This window comes from Streptomyces sp. NPDC001219 (genome assembly GCF_053597915.1).
The window spans coordinates 1-14386 of sequence record NZ_JBSFJF010000078.1; the positions used below are offsets into that span (position 1 = coordinate 1).

General features: G+C 72.4%; 16 protein-coding genes. 3 read left to right on the plus strand and 13 right to left on the minus strand.

Features of this window, described 5'->3' with window-relative positions; translation table 11 throughout:
• Window positions 1–272: 272 nt before the first annotated feature.
• Entirely contained in the window at window positions 273–626 is a 354-nt protein-coding gene (locus ACWC9R_RS32080; RefSeq protein ID WP_450736801.1) for a DUF192 domain-containing protein, read from the plus strand.
• 70 nt (window positions 627–696) lie between these two features.
• The gene (locus ACWC9R_RS32085) at window positions 697–1287 is read left to right on the plus strand and encodes an RDD family protein (RefSeq protein WP_450736802.1); all 591 of its coding nucleotides are present in this window, start codon (window positions 697–699) and stop codon (window positions 1285–1287) included.
• Here ACWC9R_RS32085 and ACWC9R_RS32090 read toward each other — a convergent pair.
• From ACWC9R_RS32090 to ACWC9R_RS32145, 12 genes are all read right to left on the minus strand, one after another.
• On the minus strand, window positions 1265–1897 hold the full coding sequence (locus ACWC9R_RS32090) for an OmpA family protein (RefSeq protein ID WP_450736803.1): 633 nt from the start codon (window positions 1895–1897) through the stop codon (window positions 1265–1267). The two genes, ACWC9R_RS32085 and ACWC9R_RS32090, sit on opposite strands and share 23 nt — an antisense overlap.
• A gap of 5 nt (window positions 1898–1902) precedes the next feature.
• Window positions 1903–2487 carry a hypothetical protein gene (locus tag ACWC9R_RS32095; RefSeq protein ID WP_450736805.1) on the minus strand — a complete coding sequence of 195 codons (585 nt, stop codon included), beginning with the start codon at window positions 2485–2487 and terminating at the stop codon, window positions 1903–1905.
• 61 nt (window positions 2488–2548) lie between these two features.
• Complete coding sequence (locus tag ACWC9R_RS32100; RefSeq protein ID WP_450736846.1) at window positions 2549–3274, minus strand: pilus assembly protein TadG-related protein; 726 nt, start codon at window positions 3272–3274, stop codon at window positions 2549–2551.
• 11 nt (window positions 3275–3285) lie between these two features.
• Window positions 3286–3450 (minus strand): membrane protein, encoded by a 165-nt coding sequence (locus ACWC9R_RS32105; protein WP_033266190.1) that lies wholly within the window; start codon window positions 3448–3450, stop codon window positions 3286–3288.
• 448 nt (window positions 3451–3898) lie between these two features.
• Window positions 3899–4792 (minus strand): DUF5936 domain-containing protein, encoded by an 894-nt coding sequence (locus ACWC9R_RS32110; RefSeq protein WP_450736807.1) that lies wholly within the window; start codon window positions 4790–4792, stop codon window positions 3899–3901.
• Window positions 4793–4806: 14 nt separating this feature from the next.
• A complete protein-coding gene (locus tag ACWC9R_RS32115) occupies window positions 4807–5754 on the minus strand; it encodes a type II secretion system F family protein (protein WP_450736809.1) in 948 nt (315 codons plus the stop codon).
• Window positions 5751–7091, minus strand: a complete 1341-nt coding sequence (locus ACWC9R_RS32120) for a CpaF family protein (RefSeq protein ID WP_450736810.1) — start codon at window positions 7089–7091, stop codon at window positions 5751–5753. The genes ACWC9R_RS32115 and ACWC9R_RS32120 overlap by 4 nt, the downstream gene beginning before the upstream one ends.
• Window positions 7088–7540 (minus strand): TadE/TadG family type IV pilus assembly protein, encoded by a 453-nt coding sequence (locus ACWC9R_RS32125; protein ID WP_450736812.1) that lies wholly within the window; start codon window positions 7538–7540, stop codon window positions 7088–7090. The genes ACWC9R_RS32120 and ACWC9R_RS32125 overlap by 4 nt, the downstream gene beginning before the upstream one ends.
• Entirely contained in the window at window positions 7537–7917 is a 381-nt protein-coding gene (locus ACWC9R_RS32130) for a TadE/TadG family type IV pilus assembly protein (RefSeq protein ID WP_450736813.1), read from the minus strand. The genes ACWC9R_RS32125 and ACWC9R_RS32130 overlap by 4 nt, the downstream gene beginning before the upstream one ends.
• Window positions 7918–7920: 3 nt before the next feature.
• On the minus strand, window positions 7921–9372 hold the full coding sequence (locus tag ACWC9R_RS32135) for an AAA family ATPase (protein WP_450736815.1): 1452 nt from the start codon (window positions 9370–9372) through the stop codon (window positions 7921–7923).
• Between the two features lie 13 nt (window positions 9373–9385).
• Window positions 9386–10102: a Flp pilus assembly protein CpaB gene (cpaB, locus tag ACWC9R_RS32140; protein ID WP_450736817.1), complete on the minus strand. Its 717-nt coding sequence runs from the start codon at window positions 10100–10102 to the stop codon at window positions 9386–9388.
• A 134-nt stretch (window positions 10103–10236) separates the two neighbouring features.
• Window positions 10237–11694: a hypothetical protein gene (locus ACWC9R_RS32145; RefSeq protein WP_450736818.1), complete on the minus strand. Its 1458-nt coding sequence runs from the start codon at window positions 11692–11694 to the stop codon at window positions 10237–10239.
• Window positions 11695–12005: 311 nt separating this feature from the next.
• Here ACWC9R_RS32145 and ACWC9R_RS32150 point away from each other — a divergent pair, with 311 nt between their 5' ends.
• Window positions 12006–13088 (plus strand): chitinase, encoded by a 1083-nt coding sequence (locus tag ACWC9R_RS32150; RefSeq protein WP_450736820.1) that lies wholly within the window; start codon window positions 12006–12008, stop codon window positions 13086–13088.
• Between the two features lie 153 nt (window positions 13089–13241).
• Here the strand turns inward: ACWC9R_RS32150 and ACWC9R_RS32155 are convergent, their stop codons facing one another.
• Window positions 13242–14117 (minus strand): trypsin-like peptidase domain-containing protein, encoded by an 876-nt coding sequence (locus ACWC9R_RS32155; protein ID WP_450736821.1) that lies wholly within the window; start codon window positions 14115–14117, stop codon window positions 13242–13244.
• Between the last annotated feature and the right edge of the window lie 269 nt (window positions 14118–14386).

Genomic DNA, 14386 nt, shown 5'->3' on the forward strand with positions numbered 1-14386 from the left:
TCAAACTCCCGTCGTTCGCCCGAAGGGCGGCCCCGCGGCGTCTGGTGCGTGCGATCGCAAGGCGGAGGGTCGCCCCGATACTGGGTGTATCGGGGCGAACCCGACAACGCAGCATGGGGGTCCCCCCGCGCCCTTTAGGCGTGGGGGAGTGCGTGCCAGACGCCGCGGGGCAGGCGGGAGTTTGACGACAGGTCCTAGAGCGGTCCGGCGCCGGTCCGCCCGGAAAGGGCGGAGTGCGGGGGCCGATGGCGGGGGCTGATAGAACGCTGGGTATGGCGCGTTGGGAGAACGGTCCGGGGGTCCTGTACGGGGTGGGGGACGGTATCGCGGTGGAGATCGCGGCGTCGTACCGTGCCCGCGCGCGGGGGCTGTTGGGGCGCGACGGTGTCGAGGGGGCGCTGCTGCTCACCCCGGCGAGCGGGGTGCACACCTTCCGGATGCGGTTCGCGATCGATGTCGCCTATCTGAGCCGGGACTTCACGGTGCTGGCCGTCCGCACCATGCGCCCGGGGCGGCTGGGGCTCCCCCGCCCGCGCGCCCGGCACGTGCTGGAGGCGGAGGCCGGGGCGATGGCGCGCTGGGGCCTGCGCCCCGGGCTGCGACTGGACGTCGTGCCCCTCCGCTGAGGGCTGCCCGCGCGCCTCCCGTCCGGTATCAAGTTGCCGCCGGGCGGCGGGGAATGGTCCTATGCGCGGCATGAACGCGACACCTCCGCCCGCGCACCTGCCGCCGACCGGCCCCGGGTTTCCGGCGGGCCCGGCGCATCCCGGGCCCGCGGCGTCCCGCGGCCCGGCGCCGGGCGTCATCGGCAGCCCGTGGCTGCGGCTGCTGGCGCTCCTGCTCGACACGGTGCTCACCGCCGCCGTGCTGACCCTGGTCACCATGGGCGTCGGCCTGGCCGTCACCTTCGGCGGCAGCACGGACAACACCCCCTTCTACGTGCCCGCTCTGGTGGCCCTGGCGCTGCTCTTCCTCTACTCGCCGCTGCTGACCGCCCGTTGGGGCGGCACGCCGGGCAAGCTGCTGTGCGGGCTGAGCGTGGTGCGGCTCGCCGACGGGGGCCCGCTCCCCTACGGGAACGCCCTGGGGCGGCATCTGGCCCACCTGGGGATGGCGCTGGTGCCGGTGATCAGCCTGCTGGACCCGCTGGCCTGCCTCTGGGACCGGACACTCCGCCGGACCCTGCACGACAAGGCGGCGGGCAGCCTGGTCATCCGCCGCCACAGGCGGCCGGCCCCGGCGACCGCCCCGCCCCCGCCCCCCGTCACGAGGCCCGCGGGAAGCTGACCTCCACCCGGCGGTTCTTCTTGCGGCCTTCCTCGGTGCTGTTGTCGGCGATCGGGTACTGCTCGCCGTAGCCGCGGATCTGGAAGCCGGCGGACGGGCCGAGGTCCTTGGCCAGCTCCTGCTGGACGGCGCCGGCGCGCTTCTTGGACAGCACCAGGCCGTGGCCCGACGAGCCCAGGTTGTCGGTGAAGCCGAAGACCCGCAGGTTGGTGGCGTTCTGCTTCCTGGCCTCGGAGGCGATGGTGCCGATCCGGGACAGCGCGTCCGACGACAGCTTGGCGCTGTCCTTGCCGAAGAGGACCTCGGCCTGGAGCGCGAAGGTCACGTTGTCGTTGGTGTCCTGGCGGCGCTCGGAGCCGTCGTCGGCCTCGACGATCGACTTGATGTTGAGGACCTTGGACGGGGCCAGCTTGGCGCCCTGGACCATCCGCAGATCGGGGTCGTCGGGGTCGACGCGCACCGGGGGGCTGGAGTCCTCGGTCACGCCCGGCGGGTCGGCATGGGCGACGGGGGCCGTCAGAGCCGCGGTGAGCAGCAGTGCGGCGGCGGTGGCGGCGGCGCGGGGCGCCCGGAGCGTGCGGCGGCCGCGGGGCATCTGGGTCGCGGTCATCGGGCTCAGTCCGTGATCCGCACGCTGGCCGGCGGCAGGGTCGGCAGCTGGAAGTCGACCTCGGTCACCTTGGCCGGCGGCGCCGGGAACTGCGCGAAGACCGGCCGGCTGGCCCCCGGCATCAGCCCGCTGAGGCCGGTGGTGCACAGGCATTCGCCGTTGGTGTCGCGCAGCACCAGGTAGCGCTTCTTGCCCGCCTTGTCGACCAGGGTCGCCCCGGAGATGGAGGAACGGGAGCGCACCTCGGTCTCGTTGGAGCGCCAGTCGATGGCGTTGAAGGCGCGGGTGCCGCGGTTGGTGACCGTGCCGTTGACGGTGACGAAGCCGCCGGAGTCGCGGACGACGGAGTGCAGGGTGACCACCACGCCGTCCGGCCCCTTCATCTCACCGATCACCTTGTCGGAGTCGGCCGCCGGGCTGCCGGGGCCGCTGTCCTTGGGGGCGTTGCTGCGGGCCGGTGGCTTGTCGCCGTCCGACGACTTCGCACCGCCGCCGTCGCCACCACAGCCGACCACGACGAGCGCGAGGGCGACCGCGCTCGCCATGGCGACCGCTCCCCTGGCGGCCTTCGTGGTGCGCCGAATGCTCATGGGATGCGATTCCTTTGATCGTCGTCGGGTCGTCTCAAGGGAGTGGTCGGGGTGCGGGCGGTCAATGGGCGAGGTGTACGGAGAACAGGTCGGCGGCGTCGGGCAGTTCCTGGAGGTGGCGGGGGTCGAGCGTCCAGCGCCTGCCGTCGCAGGTGAGCTCGACGGGGGCGGCGTCGTCGTCCTCGCCGTCCTTGCCGCCCTTGCCTCCGTCGTCGTCCTTGCCGCCCTTGTCGTCCGTCCCGCCGGTGTCGCCCGTTCCGCCGGTGTCGTCCGTGGCGGGGTCGAGGGTGCAGCGGGGGTCGACGACCGAGGTCGCCTCGGCCGACGCATGCGCGCTGCTGGTCGCCGGGATGACCGAATCGCCCACGGTGCGGTGGGTGGTGACCTGGACGGCGAACGAGGTGGGCCAGGAGTCGGGGGTGCAGCGGGGGCCGGAGAGCCGGGCGCCGTTGCGGCCGGCGAACCAGCTCGCGCTCTCGCAGGCCTCCGGGGACAGGACGCCGCGCCCGTTCAGCAGCTCCTTCCAGGCCGTCGGATCGGTGCGGTAGCTGCCGTCGCGGAGGCCGTCGAGCACGCCCTTGCGCAGCAGTTCGCGGTACTTCTGGCCGGCGGCGAGCGCGGCCGCGTCGGCGGCGGTCTGCGCGCCGTTACGGGTGGCCGCCGCCTGTCCGACGGCGAAGAACGCGAGCGCGAGGAAGAGCAGGCCCGCGACCGCGACGATGTAGAGCGGGAAGGCCTGCCCTGCGTCGCGCCGGCGGCTGCGTGGGGTCGTGGCCGGCACGGTGATGGCGGTGCGGGCTAAATGCCGACGACGTCGGAGATCTTGTTGGCGATGGCGTTGGCGATCTGGCTGCCGAAGTCCGTGGTCGACAGGACCAGGACGATCGCCACGACCACCGCGATGATGCCGAGGTACTCGATCGAGGTCTGTCCCCGGTCGTTCCCCAAAACCCGCTTCGCCATCGTCTTCCCCTCCATGGGCGGCCGTACCGCTCTGGTCCGGCTGGTCTGTCCCCGTGGTGCCGGTGCGCTCGACCGCGCTCACGACACCAGAAAAGTACGCCGGAACAGCGTGCCCGGAACAGGGATTCCCTACCCCGTCCTCTTTCGGGGACCCGGATGACAGGCACAACGTCGCATTTCGGCCACTCGGTCGCACTCTACCCACCCCCGCTCCCCCTCCGGGACCGCATCCCGTTCCGTCACCCATGCAGACCGGACAATCCTTCCGCACCATAGTGCGAGCGCAACCGTCCGCCCACCCACTGTGACACAACTCGTTGCTGTTGCGAAGGAGTTGACGGGAAGCCGGCCCCTGCCGCACTCATCCGGCCGAGTGCGGGGGCGCCGCGCCGGACGGAACGGCGCCGTGCGGGTCCGCCCACCCGGAGATGTGCATCCGCAAGGGGCGTCACCTGCCCATCAGGGAGCCGAAGTTGGTGCCCGAGCCCAGGAAGAAGCCGGCGATGAGCAGGATCATCGTGGCCGGAACCATAAAGGTGGTGACGACCATGGTGGCCTTGGGGACCGCGCGGGCGGCCCGGCGCCGGGCGTTCTGGGCATCGGTCCGGCGCATGTCGTCGGCGATCTGGATCAGCGTCTCGACGATCGGCGAGCCCAGTTCCTCGCCCTGCTGGAGGGCGGTGACGAACTGTGCGACCTGTTCGGAGTCATTGCGTTTGCGCAGTTCCTCGAAGGCCGCCCGGCGGCTGACGCCCATGTCCATCTGCCGCAGGGTGATCCGGAGTTCGTCGGCCCAGGGCCCCTCGTACTTCTCCGCGACCCGGTCCAGGGCCTGGCGGAAGCCCAGGCCCGCGCTGACCACGACGGCCAGCACATCGAGAAAGTCCGGAAGAGTGCGTTCGATGGTGTCCTTGCGCTGACGGATGGCGGCCCAGATGCCGACCTCGGTCCAGAAGAGGCCGAAGAGCACCATCAGCACACCGAGCAGCGGCTGGCCGCGCAGGAACATCACCAGCGCGCCGAAGAAGCCGAGGGCCCCGTAGACGGCGCGCCGGGCGGCGTACCGGTCGACGGTCAGCCCGCCCGGATTGCCGGCCAGGTCGATACGGCGGCGGACCCGGGCGGTGCGCTTGTCGCCCATCAGCCGCAGCACCAGCGGCGCGTAGCGCATGCCGGTGCGGTCCACGGCCGAACCGACCACCGTGGTGCGGGTCGCGCCGACCTCCAGGGACAGCGCCAGGTCGGGCGGCAGCCGGGCCTCGCGCCGGTAGAGCGCGACACCGCAGCAGACACCGGCGACCGAGAGGGCGAAGGCGAGGGCCAGCAGGATTCCGAGTGTCATGGCGATACCGATACCTAGACGTCGATCTTGGAGAGGCGGCGGATGAAGAAGAACCCGAGCCCGTAGAGGACGAAGGCCACCACCACCGCGAGCTGACCGAGGAAGGAGGAGGTCATCCGGTCGATGGCGCCCGGGGCGATCCGGTTCATCAGCAGCAGGGTGCCGATGCCGAGCAGCGGGACGACGTAGGCGGTGACCACGACCTGGGAGAGCTGGGTGCGGACCTCGCGCCGGGTCTCCTTGCGCTCCTCCAGGGTCTTGGTGAGGTTGCGCAGCGAGCCGACGACGGTGCCGCCGGCCCGGTTGGCGAGCACCAGCGTGGTGACCAGCACGACGAGTTCCCGGGAGGGCAGGCGTTCGGCCAGCTCGCCGAGCGCCTCGTCGATGGAGTGGCCGACGGCGAGCTTGTCGGAGACCTTGGCCAGCTCCTCACCGGCCGGTGCCTCCAGCTCCTCGGCGGCCATGCCCAGCGCCGTCCGCAGCGCCAGGCCGGCCTGGGTGGCGTTGGCGAGGATGCGGGAGAGTTCGGGCAGCTGGTTGATGAACCGCTCGATGCGCTTCTGCCGCTGCCAGTTGAGGAAGGCGAACGCCGCCCAGACGGCGACCAGCGCGGCGATCGGGCCGAAGAACGGGGCGAGGACGGCCTGGGCGACCAGCCACAGCGCGAGGACCGTGCCGAGCATGTAGACGAGGAACTCGCCGGGGGTGACGTCCAGGCCGGTGGCGGTCAGCCGCAGTTCGAGGCGGCGGCCGAGGCGGGTGCCACGCAGCGCCCGGTCGACGGACGGGAAGCGGCGCCGCCGTCCGGACTCCGGCAGCCCCCGCTCGTCGGCCAGCCGGTCGACGATGGCCTGCCGCTGGGCGCGCCCGGTGGCGTACGTCCGGACGCCGGCGATCGCGAGCAGCCCGCCCAGCAGCGTGGCACCGATGGCGAGCAGGGCGAGGGGGTTCCCGCCGGTCATGAGAGGGCCTTCCGGGTGGCGAGTTGGTCGTCGTGGGTGGCGACGCCGAAGGCGGGCGGGGTGGGTTCGCTCGCCATGAAGAGGCGTTCGGCGACCCGGCGGGGCAGCGGGAAGTAGCGGAACCGGCCGTGCACGATCCGGTCGGCGCCCATCGGCTCGGCGTCGAAGCGGGCGACCGTGGCGATCCGGTAGTCCTCGTGGCCGCGGGAGTCGAGGATGGCGATCTCGCTGATCCGGCGGGAGCCGTCGGCGTGCCGGGTGAGCTGGACCAGGCAGTCGACGGCGCTGTTGATCTGGTCCCGCAGCGCCTCGAACGGGATCTTGACGTCGGACATGGACGCCAGGGTCTGCAGCCGCATCAGGGCGTCCTCGGCGCTGTTGGCGTGCACGGTGGCGAGCGAGCCGTCGTGGCCGGTCGACATCGCCTGGAGCATGTCGAGGGTCTCGCCGCCGCGCACCTCGCCGACGATGATCCGGTCGGGGCGCATCCGCAGGGAGTTGCGCACCAGGTCGCGGATGGTGATCCGGCCCTTGCCCTCGACGTTGGGCGGCCGGGACTCCAGCCGGATGACATGGCTCTGCTGGAGCTGGAGTTCGGCGGCGTCCTCGACGGTGATGATCCGCTCGCCGTCCGGGATCAGGCCGGAGAGCGCGTTGAGGAGGGTGGTCTTGCCGGCGCCGGTGGCACCGGAGACGACGACGTTGAACTTGGCCCGTACCAGCCCCGCAAGCAGCATCAGCATCTGCTCGTCGAGCGTGCCCATGCCGATGAGTTCGGCGAGGGTGTAGGCGCGCGGGAAGCGGCGGATGGTGAGGGTGGCGCCGTTCAGGGCGAGCGGCGGGATGATCACGTTGACGCGCTCACCGGACGGCAGCCGGGCGTCGACCATCGGGTTGGACTCGTCGACCCGGCGGTTGACGGTGGAGACGATCCGTTCGATGGTCTGCATCAGCTGCTCGTGCGAGGCGAAGCGGACCGGCAGCAGCTCGACCCGGCCGGCCCGCTCGACGTACACCTGGTCCGGGCCGTTGACCATGATCTCGGTGATCGAGGCGTCTTCGAGCAGCGGTTCCAGCACGCCGAGGCCGAGTGCCTCGTCCACCACCCGGCGGATGAGCTGGGCGCGTTCGGCGGTGGAGAGGACCGGGCCCTCACGGCTGATGATGTGGCCCAGGACGCGTTCCAGCCGCGAGCGCCGCTCGGCCGCGGCCAGCGAGGACATCTCGGCGAGGTCGATCTCCTCCAGCAGCTTGGCGCGGTAGAGGGCGACCATATGGCTGTCCTCGCGCGCCTCACCGGCCGGTTCGGGTGCGACGATCCGGGATTTCAGGCTCATCGCGGGGGTGCTCCTTCGTACGTGTCCGCGGCGCGGAGGCCCAGGGCTCCGGGTTCCTGCGGCCGGGGCATGGTGGCGGTGCGGCTGGCGGTGCCGAAGTCGTCGACGCCGGGAATGATCGACGGGATCGGCACCCGCGCGGTCGCGCTGACCTCCGCGCCCCCGCCGCCCACCGAGATGCGCGCGCGCTCCGCGACCCAGTCGCTCATCGCGGACCGCCCGGCAGCCTCCGGGCCGGTCTCCCGGTCGGCCTCGTCCATCGAGGCGGTACGGGCCGCGGCGCGCGCTCCGGTCCCGGCCTGCTGGACGGTGTAGGCCGCCAGGCCGAGCTGGACCACGGCCAGCCCGACGACCAGCAGGATCGGCAGGAAGCCGAGGAACTCGATGGAGGCCTGGCCCCGGTCGCGGCCGTGGCCACGGAGCCGGGCGGGCAGACGGGGGGCGGTCATCCGGTGTCCTCCTTCACGGCGCCGGCCGAGCCGGTGACGCGCCACGGGTAGCTGCCCGCGCCGGGGAAGAGCACCGGGACGTCGATGTGGACCGTTGCCTTCCACAGGCCCGACTCCGTTCCGCAGGACGCCGAGGCGGCCGCGCGCCAGGCGCTGGGCAGCTGCTCCTCGGCGGCGGCGCGGCAGGCGCCCTCGCCGCCGCCCTCGGTGGCGGTGGCGGCCCGCGCGCCGCGGTCGGCGGCGTGCGCGGCGAGCGAGTAGGTGTACCCGACCAGCACCAACTGCCAGAGCAGGACGAGGACCAGCAGGATCAGCGGGAGCAGCCCCATGAACTCCACGGCGACCTGTCCCCGGTCACCGCCCCGCGGGCGCCGCATCGCTCAGCCCTCCTCGTACGGGCCGGACGGGTCGAACGGCCCCGGACCGCCGGACGCCGCACCGGGGCCGCGCCGCGCACCGAACCGGGCACCGGCACCCGGCGCCGTCCCGGAGGCCGGCCCCGATGTCTGACCCGGAATTCCCCCGGAACCGGGAGCCGCCCCCGGCGCTATGGCCTTGCGCTTGCGCCCGGTCAGCGTCGGGCGGGCCCGGTGGCTGCCGCGACCCTGCCGTACGGACGGCGCGTCGACCAGGCCGAGTTCACCGGCCAGCGCGCACAGCGCCTGCTTGACCGTGGACCGGCTGTCCAGATCCTGCATCCGGCCCGCGTCGACACAGGGCTGGAGTTCCTTGAAGGCGGCCGGCACATGGGTGCGGGCGACCTGGGTGCCGGTGGCCTTGGCGACCAGCGGCGGCTGGATCTCGGTGTTCCGGGTGAGGCGGTTGACCACCGTCGTGGTGTCCTCCGCCTTGCGGATCTGGAGCCGGTCCCAGAGCCGGACCTGCCGCTTGGCGGCCCGTACGGCCACCACGTCCGGGGTGGCCACCAGCAGCGCCAGATCGGCGAGTTCGACGGCTGCGGCGTTGGCGGACTGCATCTGGGAGCCGCAGTCGACCAGCACCACCTCGTAGCGGGAGCGCAGCGCGCCGATGATCTGCCGGGCCGCCCGGTCGTCGACCTCCTCGCCGCGCTCCCCCTCCTCGGGCGCCAGCAGCAGGCCGAGGCCGGTGTGGTGGTCGTGCACGGCGTCCTGGAGAACCCGTACGGAGATGTCCTGGATTCCCGCCAGGTCGACGACCGAGCGGCGGAACTGCACGTCCAGGTAGGAGGCCACGTCACCGGACTGGAGATCGAGGTCCACCAGCGCGACGCTGCGCCCGGCGGCCCGCGCCGCGAGCGCCAGCTGCACGGCGGTGACGGTGGTGCCGACCCCGCCCTTGGCGCCGGTCACCGTCACCAGCGTGCCGGCCGGGCCGGGGGCCGCCTCCGGGGCGCCCCCCAGGTGGACCCGTACGCCCGTCGCCCACTGGGCGGCGGACTGCACCCGGGCGGCCAGCTCGTCGTAGCCGAGCGGCATCCCGACGACGCCCCGGGCTCCGGCATCCATCGCCGCGGAGAACAGCGCGGGCCCGGCATCGGTGGTGATCAGTACGACGCCGACGGCGGGGAAGCGCAGCGCCACCTCGCGGATCAGCTCCAGCGCCGGTGCCGGCCCGATCCGTTCGTGGACGAGCACGACCTCGGGGAGCGCCTCCACGGCGGACGGCTGGCCCCCTGCGGGCGCGCCCCCGGCCGGTGCGCCGGTCCCCTGGGCGGCGGCCAGCGCGTGGAGCAGCGCGGCGGAGTCCGCGACGGCGGGGGCGGGTTCGGCGTCCGGAAGCTGGCTGAGCAGCGAGGACACGGCGCGTGCGGCGTCCGGGTCGCCGATGGCCGGGAGGATGCGGATGGTCACCTGAGGCTCCGGGTCACTTGTCTCCGTCGAGGGTGTAGCTGCGCTGGGCGGGCGGGATGGCGTTCTCGCTGCCGGGGGCGAGCAGGGCGAGCCGTACGTGGGAGGCGAAGGACTCGGCGTACGCGACGCGTTGGGCGTCCTGGGTGTTCAGCGCGAAGGTGATCGGGACGGCCTCACCGGCCTGCCGGCCGGCGGTGGTGTCGCCGGGGTCCTTGGCCTCCAGGGGCGTCAGCTTGCCGACGTCGATGACCTGGGCGCCCGCGACGATGACCTTGGAGACCGGCTTGTCCTCGGGGCGCTTGCCCTCGAACGTGGCGAAGATGTTCACCCGGGCACCGGGGTTGATCTTGCCGGCCACACCGGTGGCGGCGTCGATCATGATGGCGATCTCCTGCTGCCCGGTCTTCAGCGCGGGCCGCTCGACGATCATGTCGTCCTGGAGCAGCGACCCCTTCTTCAGCGGGGTCACCGCGATCCTGCCGCTGACCCGGTCCAGGTCGGTCACGGCGGTGGGCGGCAGCCAGCGCTGCGGCATCCGCACCTTTTCGAACTGCCCGGGACTCAGCTCCCTATAGGCCGCGACATCGGTCTTCAGCCGGTACGCCGTCCGCTCCGGGCCGACCTTGGACTCGACGTTCTTGATCACCGACAGCACGCCGACGAACGCGCCGACCGCACAGAGAACCGACAGGAGCAGCAGGATCACTCCGCGGCGCTGGCGTGAGTTCATGGGGGAGGGACCTCGATCGGGACGGGGAGAAGGGGCGGGCGGTCGGACAGGGAACGGGGGTCACCGGGCGGGACCACCCGGCGGACGGCCGGCGGGACCGGCCGGAGTGGCGGGCCCCGGCGGCCCGGTCGGGCTCAGCGCACGCGGGCCACCGTCCGCGGGGTGCCGGGGACGTCAGGGTGGCCGGAAAGGTCCGGCTGACCGGTGGCATCGGGGTGCCCGGCGAAGTCGGGGTGGCCGGGCAGGTCCCACACGCCGGGGGCGCGGGGGGTGTCGGACGCGTAGGGGTTTCCCGGGACGGGGCGGCCGGACCCGTACGGGTTCCCGGGGGCCGGGATGTCGGCCCCGTAGGGGTTCCCCGCCACCGCCTGCCCGCCCGCCGAAAGGTCCGGCCCACGGACGTCCAGCTGCCCGGGTTCACCCCGGCGCCCGCCCCATACGCCCACCACGCCGGGCGTATCGGGCGCATCCGGCACCCCTGGCGACAGGGCGCGCTCCTCCCATGGCGAGGGAGGCGGCCCGGCCGGGGGCGGGGAGGCGGCGGAGGTGGTGGCCGTGGGGAGATCGGGGCTCCCGGAGGGGTCGGGTGCGTCGGGTACGCGAGTCGGGGCCGCCTCCGGAGCGGACGGCGGAGTCGGGGGCTGGACGGACGACGGGGCCGGGAGCTGGGCTGACGACGGGGCCGCCGCCGGGGAACCGCCCGTGGCCGTCATCCCGCCTATGGCCGCCGGCCCCTGGCCCGGGCCGCCACCTCCCGTCGCCCGCTCCCGCGCCAGCGGGGACGCGCAGAACGCACAGCGGTCGCCGAGGAGTTCCCGGCCGCACCAGCCGCACTCCTCGCGGCGTACGGAGGACACCAGCTGGTGCAGGACCGCCACGTCCGGGACGGCCGCGGCGAACTCGATCAGCTTCTGGGTGCCCCACCACCGGGCGGACTCGGCGGGCAGCCGGGTCTCGTACACCCCCTGCACCTGCCAGGCCGGGGCGAGCGCCTCGGTCACCCACTCCGAGGTGAGCTGGCCGCGGGCGACCGCGAGCTCGGTGGCGAAACCGGGCGCCGGCAGTCCGGCCTCGGTACTGTGCCGGTCCAGATGCAGCAGCTGCGGCTGCGGATGGGCCAGCACCGCGAAGTGCGCACCGGGCAGCCAGGACTTCATGTGGGCCCGCAGATCGACCTCGATCCGGTCCAGGCCGCTGACGCTGCCCAGCAGGGCACCGGCGTGAACGTAGTGGGCCAGCAGTCGCGCCGCGCTGGCCAGTACACCGGGGCTGAAGTCGCACAACGACAACTGCCGCAGCTGACGGGCGAGTAAGGCCACGCCCAGCGGCGGCAGGGACAGCGGCACGATGGCGATCCGGTCGCTCTCCAGGACGGCGCGCAGGGTGTGCAGCCGGCGGATGTGTTCCGGCGGGCAGACGGCGGAGTACAGCGCGACGAGATGGCCGTGGTGTTCCAGCACCGCGCTGGTCTCCGTCAGGGCGTCGTCCAGCGGCTGGAGTTGCGGGGCCTGCAGGACGACGGCGGCGGGGGTCCGCCGGTCGGCCGACGGCAGCGCGAGGTCCGGGCTGGTGACTGCAATCGCGGTCGGCACGTCGCTCCCCCACTCCCTCCGGCCGCCGGGGGTCCCGGGACCGCGGATCGGCACAGCTCTGCGCCATCGGCGCCATTCGCTCAGCACTTTATCCACAGAGATACGTCCCAGAGAACACGTTCTGGGCTACTCGTCATCACCATCACCCCACAGGGAAACGGCGGATACCGGCCAGGCGTCCCGCGCAGGAACATCCGCCTCCGCGCGGACCCTTGACAGGCCGATTGGTCTGGACCACGTTGTACGGCACGCACAGAGGCGCCTGAGCACGCATCCGCACACCCCCAACTTCCCCCCACACGGAGGCAGTCGTGGTTCGCGCACGATCAGGAAGACCCGCAGTCAGGCCGGGCACCGGAGCGCCGGGGCGGCTGCTGACCGCACTCGCCGCGGTGGCACTGGCCGCGTCCGGCCTCGTCGGCACGGGCACCGCCCAGGCCTCCGGAAATCACCCCGCCACCTCATCTACGGACTCACCCGCCGCATCCGCCACAATCGCCGCATCCACAACAGCCGTCCCGCGGCACGCCGTCACCGGCTACTGGCAGAACTTCGACAACGGCGCCACGGTGCAGAAGCTCAAGGACGTCGACGACGCCTACGACATCATCGCGGTCTCGTTCGCCGAGGCCACCGGACAGCCCGGCGCGGTCACCTTCCGCCTCGACCCGGCCGTCGGCTACGGCTCCGCCGATGCGTTCAAGGCGGACATCAAGGCGAAGCAGGCGGCCGGCAAGTCGGTGATCCTCTCCGTCGGCGGCGAGCGGGGCGCGGTGTCGGTCAACGACGCGGCCTCCGCGAAGAACTTCGCCGACTCGGTCGGCGGCCTCATGGACGACTACGGCTTCGACGGCGTCGACATCGACCTGGAGAACGGCCTCAACGCGACCTATATGACCCAGGCGCTCAAGGCGCTGCACGAACGGCACGCCGACGTCGTGGTCACCATGGCCCCGCAGACCATCGACATGCAGTCACCGCAGAACGAGTACTTCAAGACGGCGCTCGGGATCAAGGACTTCCTGACCGCCGTCAACATGCAGTACTACAACAGCGGTTCGATGAACGGCTGCGACGGCAAGGTCTACTCCCAGGGCACGGTCGACTTCCTGACCGCGCTCGCCTGTATCCAGCTGGAGGGCGGGCTCGACCCGTCCCAGGTCGGCATCGGGGTACCGGCCTCCGCCCGTGCGGCCGGCGGCGGATACGCCGCTCCGGCCGTCGTCAACGCCGCCCTGGACTGCCTCACCCGGGGCAGCGGCTGCGGCTCCTTCAAGCCCTCCAGGACCTACCCGGGGCTCCGTGGCGCGATGACCTGGTCGACCAACTGGGACGCGGCCAACGGCAACACCTTCGCGAGCCAGGTGGGCGCGCACGTCCACGACCTCCCGTAACCGGCCCCGGACCGTCCCCGTCCCGGGGCATCCCCTCCGGGGTGTCCCGTCCGGGGCATCCCGTCCGGGGCATCCCGTCCGGGGCCGGACGCCGCACCCCGGGTCCCCCGCGCCTTGCGTGCACGGGACCCGGGGTGCGGCTCCTGCCTCAGCTCAGCGGCGCGTGGCCTTCGGCTTCGGCAGCGCACAGCCCTCGGCGTTCAGGTCCAGCTTGTTGCCCTCGCCGAAGCACTTCGGTATCCGGTACGTCTCCTGGGCGTACCCGATGCCCTTGCGCACCGTGGTCTTGCCGTTCTTGTCCACCTCACAGGGGTTGTTGAGGGTGCACTTCTCGCCGCTCTCGTTGCTGGTGTTGTTGATGGCCGTGACCTTGCCGGTCGCGGTGTCGACGACCGGAGAGCCGGACGTACCGCCGATGATCTTGCACTCCGGGGTGTAGCGGACCGAGTCCTTCCAGGTCCACTCGCCCTCCTTGAGTGTGGCGGCGAACCCGTCGATGCCACAGGAGTAGATCTTCTTCCAGTAGCCGGAGACGATGCTGATCTTCGCGCCCTTGGCCGGGTGCTCGGTGGCCAGCTCCAGCGGCTTGATCTTGTACTTCTTCTCGATCTCGGCGTAGGTCGACCCGGTCTCGTAGAACGAGACATCGGTGTCGGTCATCGTGGCGTAGGCGACCTTGGTGGCCTTGATCGTGCCCAGCTTGCCGGCCGACTTGTCCAGCAGGGTGAAGCTGCGGCTGGACGGCTTGTCGACGACGACCTCACCGGCGCCGGGCATCCCGCCCTCCAGGCAGTGGCCGTTGGACATCACCAGTGCCGGGTCGTCCGCCTTCGATCCGGGCATCCGGACGACCGAGCCGGAGCAGTTGCTCAGCGCGACACTGCCGGCGAAGCCCACCGCCTTGGTCTTGTGCTGTGTGGGGTGCCGGTCGCCGTCCTGCGGCGCGGCGTGCGCCGTTCCGACGGTTCCCAGCAGGGTTGCGGCGCCCAGTGCGGCCGTGGCCAGGGTGCCGACGAGAGGTCGGTTCATGTGGGGGTCCTCTCAGCGTCTGTCACCGAAAACCCTGCGCGGGCCTTCGGTTTTGTCGTGCGCATTGTTGGCGACTCGGCACCGCCTGGCAATCAATTTCCGCCCCTCAGGAGGAAGTTGAGGGATTCGCCACGTCCGGGTGGCCGGTTCCGGTGGCCGGTTCGGTGGCCGGTTCGGTGGCCGGTTCGGTGGCCGGTTCGGTGGCCGGTTCGGTGGCTGATTCGGTGGCCGATTCCCGCGCGCCCCACATATGGCCGTCCGAACCCTTG

Excerpts from the sequence above, each read along its gene's own strand:
- ACWC9R_RS32080 (WP_450736801.1), top strand. The coding sequence starts at position 273 with ATGGCGCGTTGGGAGAACGGTCCGGGGGTCCTGTACGGGGTGGGGGAC.
- ACWC9R_RS32085 (WP_450736802.1), top strand. The coding sequence starts at position 697 with ATGAACGCGACACCTCCGCCCGCGCACCTGCCGCCGACCGGCCCCGGG.
- ACWC9R_RS32090 (WP_450736803.1), bottom strand. The coding sequence starts at position 1,897 with ATGACCGCGACCCAGATGCCCCGCGGCCGCCGCACGCTCCGGGCGCCC.
- ACWC9R_RS32095 (WP_450736805.1), bottom strand. The coding sequence starts at position 2,487 with ATGAGCATTCGGCGCACCACGAAGGCCGCCAGGGGAGCGGTCGCCATG.
- ACWC9R_RS32105 (WP_033266190.1), bottom strand. The coding sequence starts at position 3,450 with ATGGCGAAGCGGGTTTTGGGGAACGACCGGGGACAGACCTCGATCGAG.
- ACWC9R_RS32110 (WP_450736807.1), bottom strand. The coding sequence starts at position 4,792 with ATGACACTCGGAATCCTGCTGGCCCTCGCCTTCGCCCTCTCGGTCGCC.
- ACWC9R_RS32115 (WP_450736809.1), bottom strand. The coding sequence starts at position 5,754 with ATGACCGGCGGGAACCCCCTCGCCCTGCTCGCCATCGGTGCCACGCTG.
- ACWC9R_RS32120 (WP_450736810.1), bottom strand. The coding sequence starts at position 7,091 with ATGAGCCTGAAATCCCGGATCGTCGCACCCGAACCGGCCGGTGAGGCG.
- ACWC9R_RS32125 (WP_450736812.1), bottom strand. The coding sequence starts at position 7,540 with ATGACCGCCCCCCGTCTGCCCGCCCGGCTCCGTGGCCACGGCCGCGAC.
- ACWC9R_RS32130 (WP_450736813.1), bottom strand. The coding sequence starts at position 7,917 with ATGCGGCGCCCGCGGGGCGGTGACCGGGGACAGGTCGCCGTGGAGTTC.
- cpaB (WP_450736817.1), bottom strand. The coding sequence starts at position 10,102 with ATGAACTCACGCCAGCGCCGCGGAGTGATCCTGCTGCTCCTGTCGGTT.
- ACWC9R_RS32155 (WP_450736821.1), bottom strand. The coding sequence starts at position 14,117 with ATGAACCGACCTCTCGTCGGCACCCTGGCCACGGCCGCACTGGGCGCC.